The following is a 21685-nucleotide window of genomic DNA, read 5'->3' as shown; positions in this document are numbered from 1 at the left end:
AAGGCGACAATGGTTCTCAAGGCCGAACTCCACTGTCACATCGAAGGCGCAGCCGCGCCCGAACTCGTCGAGGCTCAGGCGCGCAAATACGGCAAGGACGTCTCTCATTTCATCAAGGACGGATCGTTCGTCTGGACCGATTTCTCGACGTTCCTGAAGGCATATGACGAGGCCGCTGACCTCTTCCGCTCGGAGGACGACTATGCGCGCCTTGCCGAACATTATCTGACCTCGCTTGCCCGTGACGGCGCGATCTATTCGGAAGTCTTCACCTCGCCCGATCACGCCGAGGCCGCTGGCCTGTCCCCGAAAGCCTATACAGACGCGCTCGGCGCAGGCATGGAGCGCGCAAAGGCGAAGACCGGCATCGAAGGGCGTATGATCGTCACGGGCGTGCGCCATGTCGGCGTGGAATCGATCGAGAAAGCGGCGCGCTTCGCGGCGAAATGCGGCCATCCGCTTGTCACCGGCTTCGGCGTTGCCGGCGACGAGCGAGTCGGCCAGATGGAGGACTATGTCCGCGCCTTCGAGATCGCACGCGAGGCCGGTCTCGGCATCACGGTTCACGCTGGCGAGTTCGGCGGCCCTGAAAGCCTCCGGGACGCGCTCGACCACATCCGCCCGGCGCGCATTGGCCACGGCGTTCGCGCCATCGAGGATGCCGATCTCGTCAAACGCATCGCCGACAGTGGCGTCGTGCTGGAAGTCTGCCCGGTGTCCAACATCGAATTGAAGGTCTACCCGTCCTTCGCCGAGCATCCGTTTTCGAAGCTGCGTGCCGCTGGTTGCAAGGTCACTCTCAACTCCGACGATCCGCCCTATTTCTGGACTTCGCTGAAGCGCGAATACGAGATCGGGCGCGACGAATTCGGCCTGTCCGACAAGGACCTCACCGCCATCACCCGCACCGCCATCGAAGCCGCCTTTTGTGACCGCAGGACGAAGCAGGCATTGCTGGCGAAATTGGACGGACAACCAAGGCGCTGATCGCCGATTAGGCAGGCGCTGCGGCATCGCCCAAAATGCCGCAGCGCGACACGCTGCCTCTGCGACAGCCGCGCGCTTTGCCGTATCGGGTCGGTTGCTCTATCTTGTCAGCCAAGATCATTTGAAGGGGCCCGTGCGTCATGGATCCGCTCATCCTTTCCCGGATGCAGTTTGCCGCGAACATCTCGTTCCACATCCTGTTCCCGACGATTACCATTGCACTCGGCTGGGTCCTTCTTTTCTTCAAGCTGCAGTTCAACCGCACCGGTGACCACGCCTGGATGAAGGCGTATTTCTTCTGGGTGAAGGTATTCGCGCTGTCCTTCGCGCTCGGCGTCGTATCCGGCGTGACGATGAGCTTCCAGTTCGGCACCAACTGGCCGGGCTTCATGGAAACGGTCGGCAACATCGCCGGGCCGCTGCTCGCTTACGAGGTGCTGACCGCGTTCTTCCTCGAGGCTGTATTCCTCGGCATCATGCTGTTCGGGTTCCGGCGCGTTTCCAACCGCGTCCACACACTCGCGACCTTCCTCGTCGCCTTCGGAACCACCATGTCGGCGGTCTGGATTCTGGCGCTGAACTCGTGGATGCAAACGCCCGCCGGCTTCGAGATGCGCGACGGCGTTGCCCATGCGACCGACTGGTTCGCGATCGTTCTCAATCCGTCCTTCCCCTATCGTCTTTCGCATATGCTGATCGCGTCGGGGCTGACGGTGGCCTTCCTGGTCGCCGGTCTTTCGGCCCTGCGCTACATCAGGGGGGATCGCGCGCCGTCGATGTTCAAGGCGCTCAAGACCGGCGTCTACATGGGCGCGATCCTAATTCCGGTGCAGATTTTCGTCGGCGACATGCACGGCCTCAACACGCTGGAGAATCAGCCGCAGAAGATCGCGGCGATGGAAGCGAACTGGGAGACGCGCCCGAACGTGCCGCTGGTGCTGTTCGCCTGGCCGGATGAAGACGCGCGCGAAAACCGGTTCGAGATCGCGATCCCGAACGGTGCAAGCCTGATCCTGAGGCATTCGCTTGACGGCGTTGTGCCGGGCCTCAACGATTTCGAAGGCGAGCATCCGCCGGTCGCGCCGGTCTTTTTCGGCTTCCGCATCATGGTAGGCATCGGTATGCTGATGCTGGCAAGCTCATGGGTCGGCAGCTACTATCTCATTCGGCGCGGCAGGCTGCCGATGCCGATGGCCTATGTCTTTGCCGGCATGGCGTTTTCGGGCTGGGTGGCGACGCTCGCCGGTTGGTACACGACCGAGATCGGCCGCCAGCCATGGCTGGTCTCCGGCGTGCTGACAACGGCCGATGCGGTGGCCCGCGACGTTCCCGGAAGCCATGTTGCGCTGACTTTGACGATCTATGTGCTGCTCTACCTCACCTTGATGATCGTCTATCTGGGCGTTCTCACCCATCTGGCGCTCAAGGCCGGCAAGGAAGGCGACGACGAGCCCGATCCAGCCGTCGAGGACGAACCGTTGACGCAGCCGGTTGCGGGGGAATGAAATGATGAACATCGACTGGCACGTCGCGATGCCCCTGATCTTCGCTGGCCTGATGGGGCTGTCGATCCTGATCTACGTCATCCTTGACGGTTTCGATCTGGGCATCGGCATTCTCTTCGCCGTCGCGACGGATGACGAGCGAGACACGATGATCAACTCGATTGGCCCATTCTGGGATGCGAACGAGACGTGGCTGGTGCTGGCGGTCGGCCTGCTGCTGGTCGCGTTCCCCGTCGCGCACGGCATCATCCTCACCTCGCTTTACCTGCCTGTTTTCGTCCTGCTCCTCGGCCTCATCATTCGCGGCGTGGCGTTCGATTTTCGTGCCAAGGTGCCGGTGCATCGCAAGCGCCGCTGGAACTTCCTGTTCTTCGCCGGCTCGCTCACGGCCTCGCTTGCGCAAGGCTATATGCTCGGCGTCTATGTGCTCGGCCTCGACCGCGATCTGGCAGCTTTCGGCTTTGGCGCGCTGGTGGCACTGTGCCTTGCCGCATCTTATGCGGCAATGGGTGCTGCATGGCTGATCTACAAGACCGAAGGCGAGTTGCAGCGCAAGGCGGTGAAGTTCCTGCGCTTGGCCCTTGCATTCACCATGGTCGGCATGATCGCCGTATCGCTTGCGACCCCCTTCGCTTCGACGCGCATTTTCGAAAAATGGTTCACCTGGCCGGAAATCATGTGGCTTGCGCCATTGCCGATCGTCACCGGCGCGATGTTCCTGTGGCTGTGGTTCCTGACGTTCCGTCTGCCGCACAAGGAAGACGCGCATTCGATCACGCCGTTCCTGACGCTCGCGGCCATTTTCGCGCTCGGCTTTGCGGGGCTGGCCTACTCGTTCTACCCCTATGTTGTGCCCGAGCGCATAACGATCTGGGAAGCGGCTTCGGCACCCGAGAGCCTCGCGATCATCCTCGTCGGCACGGCGTTCGTGCTGCCGACCATCATCGGTTATTCGATCTATGCCTACCGGGTGTTCGGCGGCAAAGCGACCGACCTGACTTACGATTGATGCCGGCTAACGCGGGAACCATCACCGTTTTGACACATTAGTCCCCGGTGGCGCGGCCTGTGGAGGGCAGGGCGCGCCTGATTGCAACTTCGCATCGGGGCGTTTCCCCGGGGGACAATTTTCATATGGCAGACAAGGTCGTGACCGGCCGGCTGGGGCCTTTTCCCCATGTCAGCATTCCGGTCTTTTCCATATCGGCACTTCTAATCGTCGGGTTCATCGTATTCGGAGCCGCCTTCCCGGAAACGGCAGGCGCGATATTCTCGGGCGCTCAGACGGGCATCGCCGATAATTTCGGCTGGTTCCTGATCATCGTCACCAATATGGCGGTAATCCTGAGCCTTTATCTGGCGCTCGGGCCTTATGGCTCGATCCGCCTTGGCGCACAGACGGAAAAAGCGCAATACGGCCTGTTTTCGTGGATCGCGATGATGTTTTCGGCCGGCATCGGCATCGGCCTCATCTATTGGGGCGTTGCCGAACCGCTGACGCATTTCTACGCAGCGCCGCTGCAGGAAAACGAAAGCGTCGCCGCAGCCGAACAGGCCATGGTGCTGACCTTCCTGCATTGGGGTTTCCATGGCTGGGCGATCTATTGCGTCGTCGGCTGCTCGCTCGCCTATTTCCACTACCGCAAGGGCTTGCCGCTTTCGATCCGCTCCGCGCTCTATCCGCTGATTGGCGAGCGCATCTATGGTCCGTGGGGGCATGCGGTCGATATTCTGGCCGTCTTCGGCACGATGTTCGGCGTCGTCACCTCGCTCGGGCTCGGCGTCATGCAGATCAATTCGGGCCTTACCACATTGTTCGGCATCGCCGACAACGTCTTTATCCAGATCGGATTGATCGCCTTCATCACCCTGCTGGCGACGATTTCGGTGCTGCTCGGCCTCGACGGCGGCATCAAGCGGCTTTCGAACATCAATATCCAGCTTTCCTTCGCGCTTCTGGCGTTCATGGTGATCCTCGGCCCGACCCTGTTCATCTTCGACTCCTTCGTCGAGAACATGGGGAACTACATCAACGAGTTCGTCTATTTCTCATTCTGGTCGGAGGCCTATTCGGGTACCAACTGGCAGGTGGACTGGACGATCTTCTATTGGGCCTGGTGGATTTCCTGGTCGCCCTTCGTCGGCATCTTCATCGCGCGTATTTCGCGCGGCCGAACGGTCCGAGAATTCGCGCTCGGTGTCCTGTTCGTGCCGGCAACGATCATGTTCTTCTGGTTCACGGCCTTTGGCGGTGTGGCGATCGACATGGAACTGACGGGCAATCCCGGCCTGATCGAAGCGGCGCGCGAAGCCTACGGCAACGCGATCTTCCGCATGATGGACTTCTATCCGCTCACCAATGTCATCACGGGTCTGCTGATCGTCATGATCGTGATGTGGTTCGTGACGTCGTCCGACAGCGCCAGCTTCGTTATCGACATGCTGACGGCCGGCGGTGAGGCCGATCCGCCGAAGATCCAGCGTGTCTTCTGGGCCGTCAGCGAAGGTGCCATCGCAGCGGTGCTGCTTCTGGCCGGCGGTCTGTCGGCCTTGCAAGCGGCGGCCGTCGTCGCGGGCTTCCCGTTCGCCTTCGTCATTCTGGTGATGATGTACGGTCTCCTGCGCGGTCTGTCGCGCGACCATTTGGTGCTCTACCGCTACGAGCAGTGGTACCAGACCGAAAAAGAAGCCGAGGCTAACCTGCCGAAAGCCTATCGCGACGAGGATGCGCTGGGCGGACCGCCGGCGGTTGCAAAGGGCACCTGAGCCTCGCGCTCATCGAAGAAACGGATGGCGGGTCGCAAGGCCCGCCATCTTTCATTGGTTTACGCGGCCAGCCTCTCACGCTCGCGGGTGCGGAACGAGCCATCCGGCAGCGCCACGATATGCCCGAACCGGGCGAGCGCGCCCAAAAGCTGCTCCACTTTCGGTTCGATGCGCTTGCCGCCGCGCTTGAACGCGCGTGCGATTTCGCCTGCCCGCATCGGCGCTCCGCTTGATGCGAGAACGTCGGCCACGGCAAGGATTTGTTCCTCGCGCTTTGTGGGAAACGACGGCAGGGCACGGTCGATGGCGACGACGCTCGCCGGCAACTGAAGTTCTTCGGTGCGTTCGACCTTCGCCTTGCCGAAGCGCGGTTCCTGATAGTCCGGCCGAAGCCAGCGCACATGCCCGCGAGCTTCCTCCTTTGCCCGCTCTGCATTGAGCGCAACGAGGCGGGCAAGGATTTCGCCATCCTCCAGATTCGCCGGCCAGTCATAGGCTTCGGCCGTCAGCCGGTCGATTGTCTCGTGAAGTTCCTTCAGGATCAGAACCAGTCCGCGCGTCTTGACGTCGTCCTCCTTGTCCGAAAGCGCATCTCCCGCTTTGACCTTTTCGAGAACGTTATAGAGCCCGGTCATGGTCAGGTCGGGATGGTCTTCGAGCACCTGCTTGCGCGTAGCGTCGAGTTCCTCGCCGACCGCGCGAAGCTGGTCGCGAAGGGCAGGGGACGGATCAGGAAAGGGGAAGGGGTCGAAACATTCGGAATGATTGTAGGTATGGTCATTGCCAACACCCAGCCATCCACCGGTGTTTCCGGCCCATATCTTATGTATGCGGGATGACAGCAGCGCTAAACACCAAGCGTCCGATGAAGCCACGACTATCAGTTTTGCGTCGGCGACAACTTTTTTATCGACAAAAAGGAATGTCCGGTGACGAGCAGTTCGTGCGGATACAATATATCGCGGGATGTCTTGGATAGCGGAACGCACAGAATGGACATTTTCTCCAAATTGCCACCAGCGCTGCCTGTAGCTAGCTCTGTTGTTCAAAGCTCGCTGTGGCTTTACGTGTTCCAAGAGGTGCTGAAAGGCTTCTGGATATTCTCGCCGAGCAAAATCTTCGGGCACTTCAAAGAAATCAATAACGTGCGCCTCCCGAGACCGAGCAGCCACATCGCGGCCGTTGAGATATGGCTTGATATGGCTTTCAAGGCCCGGACGCGACCCAATACCTAGTCGCTGTAAGTGATTACGCTTTACTATAAAACCTTCACCGATAAGCTGGACGCCACGCCCGCCCAGGCCTCTATTCGCTGTAAGCTTAACTGCCGAGCCGACGTTCACGCCGATCTGTATTGCAGCGCTGATGGCACCACGTTGGACCTTGAGCCCAATTATTGGCTCATCGGTATCCAGCCCACTCTCAGTAACCGTCTCCAGCAACACGCCTTCGCGCTTGCCAGCCTCGCAAACCGTCATCGCAATCCGCACCGCCGCGCTGTCCTTCGTCGCTTTCGTCCATGGGTGATCGGGGATCGCGTAGATCAGGCTGATCGGCTTTTTCGCCGACAGATGCCGCTCGATCGTCCGACGCTGAAAGACCTGACTGATCGAATTGGTCGTTACCAACCCGAACCGACGCAGTACCGTGCCTTTTCGAGTCAAAAGCTCCGCCGCACGATCCCACCAATACATGACAAAATCGGCGCTTTCGTTCATATGCCGGTGTGCTTTCCATAGCACTTCTGCGTAGTCCGACCCCAACCGCGCTCGCAAATCCTTGCCGCCGATAAACGGCGGGTTGCCGACGATGAATTCGGCTTCCGGCCAGTCGGGTCGGCGCGGGTTGTCGAACATGCGCTCTTCCCGCTGCCCAACACGACGGTCCTCATCCTGAGGTGCCGACGCAGGCGGCCTCGAAGGACGCATTTCATCCCAAGCCAGCACCGCGTCATACCCATCCTTCAGCCCGAAATTGATGTTTTTGAACGCGCGCAGGATCGGCTCGCCGGGATGTCCGCTATGCGTGCGATAGTGCTCCTGCAGGAAGCCGATCCAGATGACGAGTTCAGCGATGGCGGCCGCGCGTGGGTTGAGTTCCAGCCCGAGGAACTGTCGCGGCCCGACCGTCTCCGCATCGAGGCCGAGCAGTCCGGTCTCGCCGTGGTCGGCCAGCGCCTCCAGCACTTCCCCCTCCAGCGTCTTCATCAGTTGCAGGCACACATAGAGAAAATTTGCGGTCCCGCATGCCGGATCGAGCACGCGTGTCGTGCAAAGCTTGTGATGAAACGCGCGCAGGATCGCCGCCGCGCCGCGCTCGTTGCCAGCGTCCTTTTCGCCGTCGGCCTGTTTCAGCGCGCGCCGCCAGTCGGCCCGCAAAGGCTCCATAACCGTCGCCTCCACGAGCCGCACGACATAGGCGCGTGGTGTATAATGCGCACCGAGTTTGCGCCGTTCGGATGGTTCTAGCGCCTGTTCCAGAAGCGTGCCGAAGATCGCGGGGTCGACCTCGGTCCATTTGTGCTTGGCCGCCGCAACGAGTTCGCCGATTTCTTCAGCTTCCAGCGGAAAGGCGCGGGCGTTACGATAGAGATTGCCGTTGAAATGACGAAGGTGGGTGCCGAAATACGAAAAGAACCGCTGTTTTTCGTCTGGCTGATCCATCTTGGACCAGAGCTCTTCCAGTTGCGGCACCAGCGCTTTGGGTGATTTCGTGCAGTCCTCTAGAAGTCGCGTGAACTCGCCCTTCGGCAGCAAGTCGACATCCTCGGCGAACATGCAAAAGATGCAGCGCATGACGAAGAGCGCCACGTCCTGCGGCGCGTAGCTTTTCTCCAGAGACCGGCTGACTTCGGCAAGCCGTCCGGCGATGGCGCGGGTCACGCGGGCGCTCTCACGCGCCGGGTCGAGGCTGGCCGGGTTCTCCCAGATATCCGCCAGCAGCGCGCGCGTTTCCGCGTTACGCAAATCCTCCAGATAGATGCGAAATCCCTTACGGCCGCGAAACTGCGAATACGCCCGGCCCGTGCCGGTGAAGTCGGCATAGATTTCAAAGGCGTGCCCCACATCGCAGGTGATGAGAAACGGCGGCGCGGGATGGCTGGCGTCGAGCAGGAAGACATAGTCCTCCGCCTGCTTGCGCGCCGCCGCCATCATCGCGTCCCAGTTGCGTCCTGCATCTCGCCGGCCCGTGGCTTCGCGCTCCATTTGCGGCAGGGAGAGTTGCGCGGGCAGGGCGTTCTTGGCGCCCGGCAGACGCGACTGCTTGGCTTCGAGAATGAAGCAGCCCTTCTTGTAGAGATCGATCCGCAGCGAGGAATTGACCGGATCGCTCTCGCGCCGGCGCACGGCCCGCTCGAAGACGTAATCGTTGCGCTCGCGCTCCGCGCCGGCAGGTTCGGGCCGCGAAACGCCGATCACGTCGCAAAGCTCGGCCAGAAACATCTGGTAGTTCGCCCGTTCCGCCCCGCCTTCGCGCGCGCTCCACCGCGCAATGAATACGTCCGCCTCCATGCCAAAGCCCCCTCAGGCTGTGGACGCGCGAAAGCCTTCGGACGCGGCGTTACCGCCGCCCGTGCCTGCACGTCAGGTTGCATAAATTTCAAACACAACCTAAGCGAGCAAATCCTTTCGATTTCCTTTCATCGTATTTTAGATATATCTAAATATATATTTGAGTCTGCGGCTTCACGTCCCGTGAAATCCGGTTTCCGTTTTCCCCGCGAATGCTCTATACGCGCAGCCCATGAGCACACCCCTGTCCAAAATCCGCAATTTCTCCATCGTCGCCCATATCGATCACGGCAAGTCGACTTTGGCCGACCGCCTGATCCAGATGACCGGCTCTCTCGAGGACCGGGAGATGAAGGAGCAGGTGCTCGACGCCATGGATATCGAGCGTGAGCGCGGCATCACCATCAAGGCGAACACCGTCCGCCTCGAATATGATGCGAAGGACGGCGAGCACTACGTCCTGAACCTGATCGACACGCCCGGACATGTCGACTTCGCCTATGAGGTCTCGCGCTCGCTTGCGGCCTGCGAGGGCTCGCTTCTGGTGGTCGACGCGTCTCAGGGCGTCGAGGCGCAGACGCTCGCCAACGTCTATCAGGCGATCGACAACGACCACGAGATCGTCGTCGTCCTGAACAAGGTCGATTTGCCCGCCGCCGAGCCGGAGCGCGTCAAGGAACAGGTTGAGGAGGTCATCGGCCTGGATGCGTCCGACGCGGTGATGATCTCGGCCAAGACGGGCCTTGGCATTGGCGACGTACTCGAAGCGATCGTCACGAAGCTGCCCGCCCCGAAGGAGGGCGACGCCAACGCCCCGCTCAAGGCGATGCTGGTCGATAGCTGGTACGACAGCTATCTCGGCGTCATCGTTCTCGTGCGCATCATCGACGGCCGCCTGAAGAAGGGCCAGCAGGTCCGCATGATGGGCACGAACGCGAAATACACGGTCGACCGCGTCGGCGTTATCACGCCCAAGATGGTCATGGTCGAGGATCTCGGCCCCGGCGAGCTCGGCTTCATCACCGCCTCGATCAAGGAAGTGGCCGACACGCGCGTCGGCGACACCATCACCGACGATCGCAAGCCCACTGCGAAGGCCCTGCCGGGCTTCAAGCCGGCGCAGCCGGTCGTCTTCTGCGGCCTCTTCCCGGTCGACGCGGCCGATTTCGAGGATCTGCGCGCTGCGATGGGCAAGCTGCGCCTGAACGACGCGTCGTTCTCGTTCGAAATGGAAACATCGGCCGCGCTCGGCTTCGGCTTTCGCTGCGGCTTCCTCGGCCTGCTGCACCTCGAAATCATTCAGGAGCGGCTGGAGCGCGAGTTCGACCTCGACCTGATCGCGACCGCCCCGTCGGTCGTCTACAAGCTCAACATGAATGACGGGTCGGTGATCGAGCTACACAACCCGGCTGACATGCCGGACGTGGTCAAGATCGACACGATCGAGGAGCCGTGGATCAGGGCGACCATCCTGACGCCCGACGATTATCTCGGCTCGATCCTGAAACTGTGCCAGGAACGGCGCGGGCTTCAGGTCGATCTTTCCTATGTCGGCAAGCGCGCGATGGTCGTTTACGACCTGCCGCTGAACGAGGTCGTGTTCGACTTCTACGACCGTCTGAAATCCATCTCGAAGGGCTACGCCTCCTTCGATTATCAGTTGACCGAATATCGCGAGGGCGACCTCGTCAAAATGTCGATCCTGGTCAATGACGAGCCGGTCGACGCCCTGTCGATGCTCGTCCACCGCCAGGCTGCCGAAAAGCGCGGCCGCGCCATGTGCGAAAAGCTGAAGGAACTGATCCCCAAGCACATGTTTAAGATCCCGATTCAGGCAGCGATCGGCGGCAAGGTCATCGCGCGCGAGACGATCTCGGCGCTACGCAAGGACGTGACGGCCAAGTGCTATGGCGGCGACGTGACGCGTAAGCGCAAACTTCTGGAAAAGCAGAAGGAAGGCAAAAAGCGCATGCGCCAGTTCGGCAAGGTCGAAATCCCACAAGCCGCGTTTATCGAGGCGTTGAAAATGGGGGATGGGTGAGCCTGCCTTCGGTCTGGCGCATCGACTTATCGGGTCTGTGCGCCCGAAAATCCGGGTGAGAGTTGCTGAAGGCAATGGCCCCATCCTGGGCGCACTTTCGAAGAAGCACGGCGAGCCTCTCTTCGCGCCCTGCTTTAAGGGGGTAGGACGCAACCTGAAACGGAGAGCGAGGGCGTTCTAGCCACCTCAACCCGCGTGATCTTTTCTTGAAGCTGCCCAGCAGGACAGGACGCTAACTTATCGAACCGTGTTCAGAACTTGCTAGAATCTTGCCACTCGATCGGAGAATATCTCGAGGACAATGGTGAGAAGCTCTTCAGTGCGACGTGAATGTTCAACCAAGTTCGCTTCTTCGAGTTCCGGTTCGTCTCCATGGGCAACCTGATGACGCCACTTAACGAGTTCATGAATGATGAAGTTTTGGTGACGTAGCAGCCGCGTATCATCAATGTCCAAGGCATCTAAACTGCTTCGCAGCCTGTTAAAGTCAAGATTCGATGCTGCTTTCAAGATGGATGTTCCTTTTGTAATCTCCTTGCATCCGTTAATACTAAAGACTTTACGAGCAAAATCTGGTCTGGCGTCAATACGAAAATTTCGGTCTTTCAGGGACATTAGGTGTGGTTCAATTTCGCAAGCAAGCAGTGCGGGGTTCAATTGGACGATTTCTTTCCCGGCGCGGTTGATCGCTTGCACATACAAATCAACGCAAAAATTGAAAAATCCTTCCCAGTGCGCATAACACATGACGATAAGCGACTGCGCTGCGACCTGTTCGAGTGCTTCCGCAGAGTTTACATATAGAGAGCGAGAGTTTGACAGGCTTCTGGCGCGCCTTGCTCGCTCGTTTGAGGCTACGCTTTCAAAGTCGATCATACCTTGTCCGGGTCAAACCACTTGACGCCAAGAGGAACCGTCTGGCGGATGCGATCCGATGCGGACATTCCTGACGAAGTGTAAACCTTCATTTCGTCGGAATTCCAAAATTCTTCTATCCGTTTTGCTACGAACCCAGTTGGGTCAGGGAGAATTTTGATTGCCATGTAATTTCTACAAACTCCGACGATGATCGTTTCTAATCCCTGGAGTGTAAATACCTTTCTCCTGGATTGTTTCGGTATAAGTGCATCATCACCAGTACTATATATCATCTCGATGCTCTTAAAGTAGCATTCCTTGAGATAATCGACGTCTGCATCGTCGATTATCTCAAAGACGGATCTATCGAGGAATTCGTTGAGGTCATCTCGAACGCGAAGGTCTTTATATGTGTGGCAAATTATTCGGGTAGCATACTCGACGTCCTTCTGTTTCTTGACGTCCTCTTCAGAGAGCCTGCAAAGAGTTTGCATCTCTTCAGATGCAGAAAGTTCCGCTAGCAATTGGGCAAATTCAGGTGACTTCATTACAACTAAGCAGGTGCGGATTTCTTGATCGTTGGCTGTGGAGCCTCCTCTGTTTAGTCGCTGAAAAAGGTCGAACTTCGTATCATTGCTGCTTGGCTGTTTCAGAACTTCAACGTTGATCCGGCATCGTTTCAGAAACAATTGTTGAGCGCCATCAAGTTCAATTTGATCTTCCATAGGAACATCTTGGATCATGCTGCTTTTCTGCCAGACGACATTGTTCAAATCGGGCAGATACTCGGTCGCATTTAAGATAGATGGCGGCTGTAGTTCATCAGTTTCCGCCACCTTTAGTTTTCCAAAAAACTTTATGATAGTTGATGACCGCTGAAGACCATCAATCAGCTCCCAAGTGCCATCAGTATTTTCGTACACAAATACCGGAGGTAGAGGGACACCAATCAGCAACGATTCAATAAGATTCGATTGTTGATCTGGCCCCCAACGAAAGGTTCTTTGAAACGCGGGGTTAATGTTTATTTCACCGCTTTCGTACATTCCGATGAACTCATTTATCGAGAACGAAAGTGAGTCTGTATTAACAGTCCGTTTAGCGCTATTGACCTGGTCCTGAAGGCTCATTATTTATTCCTCTTGTTATGCACACGGATAGATGAATTCACGGCATGTCTCAAGCGTGGTCGAACGCTAAGGTCGCTTTGTTATTCATTCTCCTTAAGAAGGCAGAGTTCGTAGGTGCCATAGTTTCTTGCCTAAATTGGCCAATTCAGCTAACATCTCCTCATGAAATCCTTCTCCGCCTCCGACGCCAAGAACCGTTTTGGCCAGCTCATCGATATGGCGCAGGCCGAGCCTGTGCGCGTGCAGCGTCAGGGCCGCGACGTCGCTATCGTGCTTTCACCCGACGAGTTTCGCCGTATGGCCGATGCCGCGCGCGGCAAGGTCAATCCGGCCGTCGAGCGGCTTCATGCTGACAGTGCCAGACGCTGGGCGAGCGTGTACGAGGCGTTGGCGAAGTAGGTGGACTACCTCACGCTGGACGATGCGCTCTATATCCATGGCGAGCAGTTGCGGCTGTTTAGCGGCGTACAGGGCGTTAGCGACCATGGACTGATCGAGTCCGCGTTGCTGCGCCCGCAGACCGGCTACTACGCCGATCTCCTCGAGCAGGCGGCTGCGTTATGGGAGAGTCTGGCGATGAATAATGGTTTCATCGACGGCAACAAGCGCGTCGCCTTCGCCTGCATGGACATTTTTCTCGGGCTGAACAATGCGCGGATGGAGGCTGAGCCCGACGCCGTCATAAGGTTCATATACGGTCATCTGGAGGCGGGCACGTTTCGCAAGCCGGTGATTGAAGAATGGCTACGCGTGCATGTCGTTACCCACAGCGGTGGCTAGGCAACGACTACCCCACAAACCCACAAAACTTATCCCCCTCCCCAAAACCTCCCCCATACTCCTCCGCGTCCCCGTCTTCGGGAACGCCTGTCGCGACGGTGTCATGCGGGCGGGGATCGGCGCCTCCGCCGTGCGGCCAACGTAGCTGCGTGTCCGGGGAGGGCGCGCCGAGGTCTCCCTCCGGCCAATACGGGCCGGATGTGCCTGTGGGGCACGCAATCCGCATCAAGTCTGGCCACAAATGGCCGGACGACAGGCGGGGCAGAGAGGCAGGCGCGCACCTTCAAGAACGTCGAGCGGACGGCTGCGGGATCGCAGTCAAACTATCAGATGAGCGATGCCGCAGCCGCCCGTCTTCCCGAACCTTTATCCACCCGCGCGGCGAGCGCGGGAGCGATTTCCCGTATGCGGCGAAAAGGAGATGGTCGTGGCGAAGCGAAAGTCGAAATGGCGCGAGCCGGAACTGCCGCCGCCCTTGCCGGTGATTTATCCGGACCGCGAGCATTTCAGCGAGGATGCGCATTACGAGGCCGCCTGTCGCTTCGCCGAGGAACGCGCGCAGATCGATGCCGTTCTCCAGCGCAACACGCGCATGGCCGCCGAAGCGCTCGGTCGTCCGGCCGTGTGCCGGCGGCGCGCGTGCCGACGTGCACGAGGATGCGTCGCGCCGCTCGGCCCGAACCACCCGCTCGCCCATCTCGGCCGTATTTTACCGCCTTGCTGCGACACGCCCGAACGCGCCGAGGAAGCGCGTTTGCTGGTGCGCCGATGGCTGAACGGATAAGGCTGCGTCATGGTCATATCCCCGCCGCACTTGAAAGGCTGATGCGCCGCATGCTTCGCCTCCTTGCCCTTTTCGCGCCCGCCGCGCTTGCCGCCTGCACCAGTGTCGGCACCTCGCCGCAGCCGGTTCCGCGCGCTGAAATCATCGTCGAGCAGGCGCCCGTGCCGGCCGATATCCGACCGCTGACGGAGGACCAGCGCGCCATGCTCGACGGGTGACGCCGTTCATCGAGCGTTACGCTTGGTGATTGGGAAAAGGGGAACGCGGCGCACGGTCACGCATTTTTGAGCCCGAGGGACGTCATTGAACGGTGAAGCGCGCGAGCCCTGGAAAAGGAAGCGCGCGCCATACCCAAGGAGTACCAGAACATGCGTAAGTTTCTTCTTGCGACCGCCGCCATCGCCGCTCTCGGCGTCAGCGCGGCACAGGCCCAGACAAATGACGAGGCGCGCGGTTTCGGCGCGGCTGCGGGCGGCACGACCGGCGCGATCGCCGGTGCTGCGGTCGGAGGCCCGATCGGTGCGCTTGTCGGCGGTTTTGCAGGCACCGTGATCGGCGCGGAAACGGCTGTTCCCGACGAGGTCGTCGGCTATGTCGTGGAAAATCCGGTGCCGACCGTCACCTATGAAGGCGAGATCGACGCTGGCGTCATGATCCCGGCGGAGGTCGAGGTGATGCAGGTGCCCGACTATCCCGAATATGGCTATGTCTATGTGAACGGCCGTCCGGTTCTCGTCGAATATGAAAGCCGTGAGGTCGTCTATTCGCCGGGTTACGTCGTGCCGGAGAGCACCGTCACCTATGTGACCGAGCACCCGGGCGATACGGTCGTCATCGATGGTGGCGTGACCACGGGCGCGATCCTGCCGTCCGATGTCGAGGTGATCGAGGTGCCGGAAGACCCGTATTACGGCTACGTCTACACTGACACGGGACCGGTTCTGGTAGAGCGCGGCACGCGCGAGGTCATCTGGGTCGAGTGACGACCTTTTCCAACCACGTCGACCGGGTTAAGGAGATCGCCTGACACTGGGCGATCTCCATGACCGGCAAAGACGACACGCCGCTTTATCTCGGTTTCGATACGGGCGGCACATACACCGACGCCGTGCTCTTTTCGGAAGGGCGCGGCGTCGTCGCGAAAGCCAAGGCGCTGACGACGCGGCACGACCTTTCGGTCGGGATAGCTGAGGCCGCCGACCGGGCGATCGCCGCGGCGGGTATCGCGCCCTCCGCGATCGGCCTCGTTTCCATGTCGACCACGCTCGCCACCAACGCGCTGGTCGAGGGGCAGGGCGGGCGCGTCGGACTGGTGATGATCGGTTTTTCGCCTGTGGATCTTGAACGCGACGGGCTGAAAGCGGCGCTCGGTTCTGATCCGGTGGTATTCCTGCCCGGCGGCCACGACGTTCATGGCAACGAGACGCGGCTCGACCTGTCCGCTCTGGAAGCTGCCCTGCCTGATCTGTCGGGGAGTGTTTCGGCATTTGCGGTCTGCGGTTACTTTTCCACCCGCAATCCGGCCCATGAGATACTGGCGCGCGATCTCATAAGAAGGGTCACTGGTCTGCCGGTCACATCAAGCCACGAACTGTCATCCAAACTCGGCGGCCCCCGCCGTGCATTGACGACGCTGCTCAATGCGCGGCTCGTCGCCATGATCGACCGGCTGATCGTCGCGACCGAAGGCTTTCTGGCAGGCCACGGCATCGACGCGCCATTGATGGTGGTGCGCGGCGACGGCGCGCTGGTCTCTGCCGATTTCGCGCGGACACGCCCGATCGAGACGATCCTGTCGGGACCGGCGGCGAGCCTCGTCGGCGCGCGCTATCTGACCGGCCTCGACGATGCGCTGGTGTCGGACATCGGCGGAACGACGACCGACATCGCGATCCTCGACAAGGGGGTGCCGCGCATCGATCCGGATGGCGCAACGGTGGGCAGTATGCGCACCATGGTCGAGGCGGTGGCGATACGTACCTTCGGGCTTGGCGGGGATTCGGAGGTATCGCTATCCGAAGATGGCCTTAACCCGAAAATCTTGCTCGGCCCGCGCCGCCTCGTTCCGCTGTCGCTTGCAGCGCATCTGCATGGTTCTGCGATCCTCGACGAACTGGAACGGCAGCTTCGAAGCGCCAATCCGGGCCGTCTCGACGGACGCTTCGCGGTGCGAACCGGCGTTCCGGATCAGATGGCGGCGGGGCTGACGGGCGCTGAGGAGAGGCTCTACGCGGCGCTGACCCTCTCGCCGCAGCCGCTCGACCGCCTGTTGGTGTCCACTGCGCAGGTGGCGACGCTCCATCGCCTTGTCGCGAGGGGACTTGCCCATGTGTGCGGTTTTACACCGTCCGACGCGGCCCATGTCCTCGGCAGGCAGGATAACTGGAACGTCGAGGCCGCAAGGCTTGGCGCGCTGCTCTTCGCGCGGCGGCGCGACGGGCACGGGCAGCCGATCGCGGCGGATGCGCGGGAGATTTCACACCGCTTGCTGGCGGCGGTCACCCGCCGTTCCAGCGAACTCATGCTCGAAACCGCCTTCGCGCAGGACGGGTATGACGGCGCGGCTCTGGTGGCTGGACCGCTCGTGCAGGCCGCGCTTGATGGGCAGGGCGGGACAGCGCGCCTTTCCGTTTCGCTCGACCGCAACGTGATCGGGCTCGGCGCATCGGCGGGGCTTCACTACGCCGAACTGCCGCGTCTCGTCGGGCAGGATTGCGTCGTGCCCAAGCATGCGGACGTCGCCAATGCGGTCGGCGCGGTGGTCGGTCAGGTGCGCGTCAGCGTGGAAGGCACGGTAACGCAACCGGTCGAAGGCGTCTTCCGCGCAAGTGTCGGAGCGTCCATTTCCGATCATCACGCCGAGGACGACGCGCTTGAAGCTGCACGCGTCCGGTTGCGCGAAAACGCGGCAAACGCCGCGCGCGAAGCTGGCAGCGACGGAGCCGAGATTGCCGTGACCACGGATTTGCGCGTTGCGACCATCGAGGGCAGGCGCACCTTCATCGAAGCGTCGCTGCGCGCGACGGCTGTCGGAAGACCGCGCGTGACGGAGAGGGTTTTGGCGGTTTCGGCATGACACTCTTTCGCCTTTTGCAGAATTGACCACGCCCGCCGCGCGTGATGAAAGCAAACAGAAGCATCGAGGAGGCTATGCATGACTGACCGGATCGACATCGACGGATTGAAGATCGACCGCGCGCTCTATGACTTCGTCGCGAACGAGGCCGTCGCGGGAACGGGCGTCGATGCCGAAAGATTCTGGTCGGAATTTGCCGCAATCGTTGTCGACCTCGCGCCGAAAAACCGTGCGCTTTTGCAAAAGCGCGATGCGATTCAGGAAAAGATCGACGCGTGGCACCGCGAAAACGGCGCGCCGACCGACCTTCCCGCCTATGAGAATTTCCTGCGCTCCATCGACTACATCGTTCCCGAAGGTGCCGATTTTTCGGTGACGACGCAGAACGTCGATGACGAGATCGCGAAGATCGCCGGTCCCCAGCTTGTCGTGCCGGTGATGAACGCGCGCTACGCGCTCAACGCTGCCAATGCGCGTTGGGGTTCGCTCTACGATGCGCTCTACGGCACCGACGCCATTTCCGAGGCGGACGGCGCGGAAAAGGGCAAGGGCTATAATCCCAAGCGAGGCGAGAAGGTCGTGGCATGGGCCCGCGCCTTCCTCGACGACGCCGTGCCATTGGCGGCGGGAAGCTGGACGAACGTCACGAAACTCGCTGTCGAAAATGGTGCGCTTCGCGTGACGAGCGACGCAGGCGAAACGGGCCTGAAGGACGCTTCGCAATTCGCCGGATATCTCAAGGACGATCTGTGCGATCTGCAGATTCTGCTGCGCCACAACAACCTTCTTCTCGAAATTCTCGTCGATACGAAAAGCGAGATTGGCAAGGCCGATCCGGCCGGCATTTCGGACGTATTCGTCGAATCGGCGATCACCACCATCATGGATTGCGAGGATTCGGTCGCGGCCGTCGATGCCGAGGACAAGGTCGTCGTCTACCGTAACTGGCTCGGCCTCATGAAGGGCGATCTGACCGAGGAAGTCGCCAAGGGCGGCAAGACCTTTACACGCAAGCTCAATCCCGATGCCGAATATGATTTGCCGGATGGTTCGGGCAAATTGCCGGTGCGTTGCCGCTCATTGATGCTGATCAGGAATGTCGGTCACCTGATGACCAATCCGGCGATCCTCGACGCCGAAGGCAACGAGGTGCCGGAAGGCATCATGGACGCGATGGTGACGGCACTGATCGCGCTGCACGACATTGGCGAAAACGGCCGTCGCGCCAATTCGCCCGCCGGCTCGATGTATGTCGTCAAGCCCAAGATGCACGGACCCGAAGAGGTCGCCTTCGCGTCGGAGCTTTTCGGGCGCGTGGAAAAGGCGCTCGGCATGACGGCGAACACGATCAAGATGGGCATCATGGACGAGGAGCGCCGCACGACGGTGAACCTCAAAGAATGCATCCGCGCTGCGTCCGAGCGCGTCGTCTTCATCAATACCGGCTTTCTCGACCGAACCGGCGACGAGATCCACACCTCGATGGAAGCCGGCCCGATGATCCGCAAGGGCGACATGAAGCAGTCGACCTGGATCGCCGCCTACGAGCAGTGGAATGTCGATATCGGGCTTGAATGCGGGCTCTCCGGCCATGCGCAGATCGGCAAGGGCATGTGGGCGATGCCGGACCTGATGGCAGCGATGCTGGAGCAGAAGATCGGCCACCCGAAGGCGGGCGCGAACACGGCCTGGGTGCCGTCGCCGACGGCCGCCACGCTCCACGCCACGCATTATCACAAGGTCGACGTCGCCAAGGTGCAGGGCGAACTGAAGTCCCGCAAGCGGGCGAAGCTCGCCGACATTCTTTCCGTTCCCGTCGCCACGCGGCCGAACTGGTCGCCGGAAGACATCCAGCACGAACTCGATAACAACGCTCAAGGGATTCTGGGGTATGTCGTGCGCTGGGTCGATCAGGGCGTCGGTTGCTCCAAAGTGCCGGACATCAACGACGTCGGCCTGATGGAAGACCGTGCCACCTTGCGCATTTCCGCGCAGCACATGGCGAACTGGCTGCATCATTCGGTCGTCTCGCGCGATCAGGTCATGGAGACGATGAAGCGCATGGCGACGGTCGTCGACCGGCAAAACGACGGCGATCCGCTTTATACGCCGATGGCGCCCGACTTCGACAATTCCATCGCGTTTCTGGCGGCCTGCGATCTCGTCTTCAAGGGGCGTGAGCAGCCGTCCGGCTACACCGAGCCGGTGCTTCATGCACGCCGCCTGGAACTGAAGGCGAAACGCGTGTCGTGATCATTCTCGCCATCGATACATCCGCCAATCTGTGCGCGGCCTGCGTTTATGACACGGCCGAACGCGGGCGCGCGGTGCGTGATCTGGGCAAGGGTCATGCCGAACATTTGATGGCGGTAATCGACGAGGCGCTGGACAAGGCAGGCGTGACGTTTGCCGATCTCGGTGCCGTCGCCGTTTGCGTCGGACCTGGTTCGTTCACCGGCATTCGCGTCGGCGTTTCGGCCGCGCGTGGGCTGGCATTGGCACTCGGCATTCCCGCCATCGGCGTTACGACGCTGGAAGCGCTCGCCTTCGAGGCACGCGGTCGATTTTCCGGCCGCGCCGTTCTGGCTGCGCTCGACGGTGGACGCGGCGAAATCCATGCCGCGCTTTATGATGCTGAAGGGCGGGAACTGGCCGAACCAGCCGCGCTGGATGCAGGCGCGGCTTTGGCGCTTGCGTGCGAGTACAAGGCCGTCGTGACGGGCTCGGCCGCCGACGCCCTTCAAGCATTGGCCCTGGAAGCGCTCGACGTCGCATCGCGCGCTGCAACGGCGGATATCGCCGCCTATGCCGCGCTCGCTGCGAAGAAGCCCCTTGATGGGTCGCGGCCCGCGCCGCTTTACCTGCGCGGTGCCGATGCCAAGGTGCAGGAGGGTTTCGCCGTTGCACGCAAGGCGGCTTCATGAAGCTGCCCTTCTTCGCCGCCCCGCGCGAATTCGTCATTGAGATGCTGGAGCTTGACGATGCGGCCGGGTTGCCACGTATCCATGAGGAGGATTTCGTTCGCCCATGGAGCGAGGATGAGTTTTCCGAGCTTCTGGCGCAATCTAACGTCTTTGGCTTCGTTGCCCGCGAAGTCGGCAACCGGGGCATAGGCCCGCTCGGCTTCGTTCTGGCGCGTCAGGCGGCGGACGAGGCCGAAATTCTCACCATCGCCGTATCGCGCGCGGCGCGGCGTCTCGGCCTTGGGCGCGGCCTGATGGATGCGGTTCTGCGCGCGCTCCATGCCGACCGCACCGCTTCGCTCTTTCTCGAAGTGGACGAGACCAACGCGCCGGCCATCACGCTTTATCGGCGGCTGGGCTTCATTCAGGTCGGCAAGCGGCCGGATTATTATGAGCGACCGGGCGGCGAGCGGACGGGCGCGATCGTCATGCGGCGCGATCTTAGCTGACATGATCGGCAAGCTGCGTCTCGTTCTGGCGCTTGCCGGTTTCATACCCGGAACGATCGCGTTGGTGATCTGGCAACTGGCGATGAAGGCGAGCGGGCTTGGCGATCCGCGCCGCCCGGCGCTTTTTTGGCATAGGATGGTCTTGAGGCTGCTCGGCATCTCCGTGCGCGTGCACGGTGAATTGTCGCAAAAGCGTCCGCTTTTGATCGCGGCCAACCACGTGTCGTGGACCGACATCATGGTTCTGGGATCGATCGCGCCGGTCAATTTCATCGCCAAGGCCGAGGTTGCGCGTTGGCCGGTGCTGGGGCGGTTGTTCCGTTCGCAAAACTCGATCTTCGTGGAGCGCGAGACGCGGCATCGCGCGGCCGACCAGACCCGCGAGGTGGCGGAAAAGCTGAAATCGGGCGATCCGCTGGTTCTGTTCGCCGAAGGCACGACGGGGTGCGGCAATCGCCTGTTGCCGTTCAAATCGACGCTGTTTGGCGCGGCCGCACAGCTTGCGGAGGGCACGGACAGCTTTGCCGTGCAGCCGGCGGCGATCTTTTATTCGCGCCTTTATGGCGTGGCGATGGGGCGGCGGCACCGGGCGCGTTTTTCATGGATCGGCGACGAAGACCTTATCCCGCATCTCGTCAGGCTGGTGACGAGCGGACCGATAGTCGTCGATGTCCTCTTGGGCGAGACGATCGGCTTCGACGGCGCGAACCGCAAGCAGGTCGCATCGCGCGCAGAAGGGTCGGTTCGCGAGACGCTGCACCATGCGCGGCGGCAAAAGGTGTTGTGAACGCCGCCCGTCTCGATTTCGGCCGCGAAAAGCGCTAGAGCGTGGCG

At 60.8% G+C, this 21685-nt stretch carries 18 protein-coding genes; 15 read left to right on the top strand and 3 right to left on the bottom strand.

The window, feature by feature from the left end; genetic code table 11:
* Positions 1 to 9 precede the first annotated feature (9 nt).
* The 4 genes from ACX82Z_RS15860 to ACX82Z_RS15845 all read left to right on the top strand — a co-directional run bounded on the left by ACX82Z_RS15860 (position 10) and on the right by ACX82Z_RS15845 (position 5258).
* Positions 10 to 987, top strand: a complete 978-nt coding sequence (locus tag ACX82Z_RS15860) for an adenosine deaminase (RefSeq protein WP_459590045.1) — start codon at positions 10 to 12, stop codon at positions 985 to 987.
* A gap of 140 nt (positions 988 to 1127) precedes the next feature.
* Entirely contained in the window at positions 1128 to 2492 is a 1365-nt protein-coding gene (locus ACX82Z_RS15855; RefSeq protein ID WP_459590044.1) for a cytochrome ubiquinol oxidase subunit I, read from the top strand.
* Between the two features lie 4 nt (positions 2493 to 2496).
* Positions 2497 to 3501 carry a cytochrome d ubiquinol oxidase subunit II gene (locus ACX82Z_RS15850; RefSeq protein ID WP_459911832.1) on the top strand — a complete coding sequence of 335 codons (1005 nt, stop codon included), beginning with the start codon at positions 2497 to 2499 and terminating at the stop codon, positions 3499 to 3501.
* 125 nt (positions 3502 to 3626) lie between these two features.
* Positions 3627 to 5258: a BCCT family transporter gene (locus tag ACX82Z_RS15845; protein ID WP_459590043.1), complete on the top strand. Its 1632-nt coding sequence runs from the start codon at positions 3627 to 3629 to the stop codon at positions 5256 to 5258.
* A 59-nt stretch (positions 5259 to 5317) separates the two neighbouring features.
* On the opposite strand, the gene ACX82Z_RS15840 is transcribed toward ACX82Z_RS15845, so the two are convergent.
* A complete protein-coding gene (locus ACX82Z_RS15840; protein WP_459590042.1) occupies positions 5318 to 8770 on the bottom strand; it encodes a class I SAM-dependent DNA methyltransferase in 3453 nt (1150 codons plus the stop codon).
* A 232-nt stretch (positions 8771 to 9002) separates the two neighbouring features.
* Between ACX82Z_RS15840 and lepA the strand changes: the two genes are divergently transcribed.
* On the top strand, positions 9003 to 10811 hold the full coding sequence (gene lepA / locus ACX82Z_RS15835; protein ID WP_459590041.1) for a translation elongation factor 4: 1809 nt from the start codon (positions 9003 to 9005) through the stop codon (positions 10809 to 10811).
* 261 nt (positions 10812 to 11072) lie between these two features.
* Here lepA and ACX82Z_RS15830 read toward each other — a convergent pair whose 3' ends face one another.
* Together ACX82Z_RS15830 and ACX82Z_RS15825 are read right to left on the bottom strand one after the other, a co-directional pair.
* Positions 11073 to 11687 carry an MAE_28990/MAE_18760 family HEPN-like nuclease gene (locus ACX82Z_RS15830; protein WP_459590040.1) on the bottom strand — a complete coding sequence of 205 codons (615 nt, stop codon included), beginning with the start codon at positions 11685 to 11687 and terminating at the stop codon, positions 11073 to 11075.
* Positions 11684 to 12799 (bottom strand): GmrSD restriction endonuclease domain-containing protein, encoded by a 1116-nt coding sequence (locus ACX82Z_RS15825; protein WP_459590039.1) that lies wholly within the window; start codon positions 12797 to 12799, stop codon positions 11684 to 11686. The genes ACX82Z_RS15830 and ACX82Z_RS15825 overlap by 4 nt, the downstream gene beginning before the upstream one ends.
* A 162-nt stretch (positions 12800 to 12961) precedes the next feature.
* Here ACX82Z_RS15825 and ACX82Z_RS15820 point away from each other — a divergent pair, with 162 nt between their 5' ends.
* From ACX82Z_RS15820 to ACX82Z_RS15775, 10 genes are all read left to right on the top strand, one after another.
* A complete protein-coding gene (locus ACX82Z_RS15820; protein ID WP_459590038.1) occupies positions 12962 to 13198 on the top strand; it encodes a type II toxin-antitoxin system Phd/YefM family antitoxin in 237 nt (78 codons plus the stop codon).
* On the top strand, positions 13199 to 13579 hold the full coding sequence (locus ACX82Z_RS15815) for a type II toxin-antitoxin system death-on-curing family toxin (RefSeq protein WP_459590037.1): 381 nt from the start codon (positions 13199 to 13201) through the stop codon (positions 13577 to 13579).
* Between the two features lie 427 nt (positions 13580 to 14006).
* Positions 14007 to 14363, top strand: coding sequence for a hypothetical protein (locus ACX82Z_RS15810; RefSeq protein ID WP_459590036.1), 357 nt, complete (start codon positions 14007 to 14009; stop codon positions 14361 to 14363).
* On the top strand, positions 14348 to 14581 hold the full coding sequence (locus tag ACX82Z_RS15805; protein WP_459590035.1) for a hypothetical protein: 234 nt from the start codon (positions 14348 to 14350) through the stop codon (positions 14579 to 14581). Before ACX82Z_RS15810 ends, ACX82Z_RS15805 begins: the two co-directional genes overlap by 16 nt.
* Positions 14582 to 14731: 150 nt before the next feature.
* Positions 14732 to 15346, top strand: coding sequence for a DUF1236 domain-containing protein (locus tag ACX82Z_RS15800; RefSeq protein WP_459590034.1), 615 nt, complete (start codon positions 14732 to 14734; stop codon positions 15344 to 15346).
* Positions 15347 to 15405: 59 nt separating this feature from the next.
* Positions 15406 to 17439 (top strand): hydantoinase/oxoprolinase N-terminal domain-containing protein, encoded by a 2034-nt coding sequence (locus ACX82Z_RS15795; protein ID WP_459590033.1) that lies wholly within the window; start codon positions 15406 to 15408, stop codon positions 17437 to 17439.
* A 78-nt stretch (positions 17440 to 17517) separates the two neighbouring features.
* Complete coding sequence (locus ACX82Z_RS15790) at positions 17518 to 19692, top strand: malate synthase G (protein ID WP_459590032.1); 2175 nt, start codon at positions 17518 to 17520, stop codon at positions 19690 to 19692.
* Positions 19689 to 20363, top strand: coding sequence for a tRNA (adenosine(37)-N6)-threonylcarbamoyltransferase complex dimerization subunit type 1 TsaB (tsaB, locus tag ACX82Z_RS15785; protein ID WP_459590031.1), 675 nt, complete (start codon positions 19689 to 19691; stop codon positions 20361 to 20363). The genes ACX82Z_RS15790 and tsaB overlap by 4 nt, the downstream gene beginning before the upstream one ends.
* On the top strand, positions 20360 to 20851 hold the full coding sequence (locus ACX82Z_RS15780; protein WP_459590029.1) for a GNAT family N-acetyltransferase: 492 nt from the start codon (positions 20360 to 20362) through the stop codon (positions 20849 to 20851). The genes tsaB and ACX82Z_RS15780 overlap by 4 nt, the downstream gene beginning before the upstream one ends.
* 1 nt (position 20852) lies before the next feature.
* Positions 20853 to 21638, top strand: coding sequence for a lysophospholipid acyltransferase family protein (locus tag ACX82Z_RS15775; protein ID WP_459590028.1), 786 nt, complete (start codon positions 20853 to 20855; stop codon positions 21636 to 21638).
* Positions 21639 to 21685 lie beyond the last annotated feature (47 nt).

Source organism: Aliihoeflea sp. PC F10.4, from assembly GCF_054612275.1.
The sequence above is the reverse complement of the archived record's forward strand: the minus strand, read 5'-3'. Positions and strand labels throughout refer to the sequence as shown.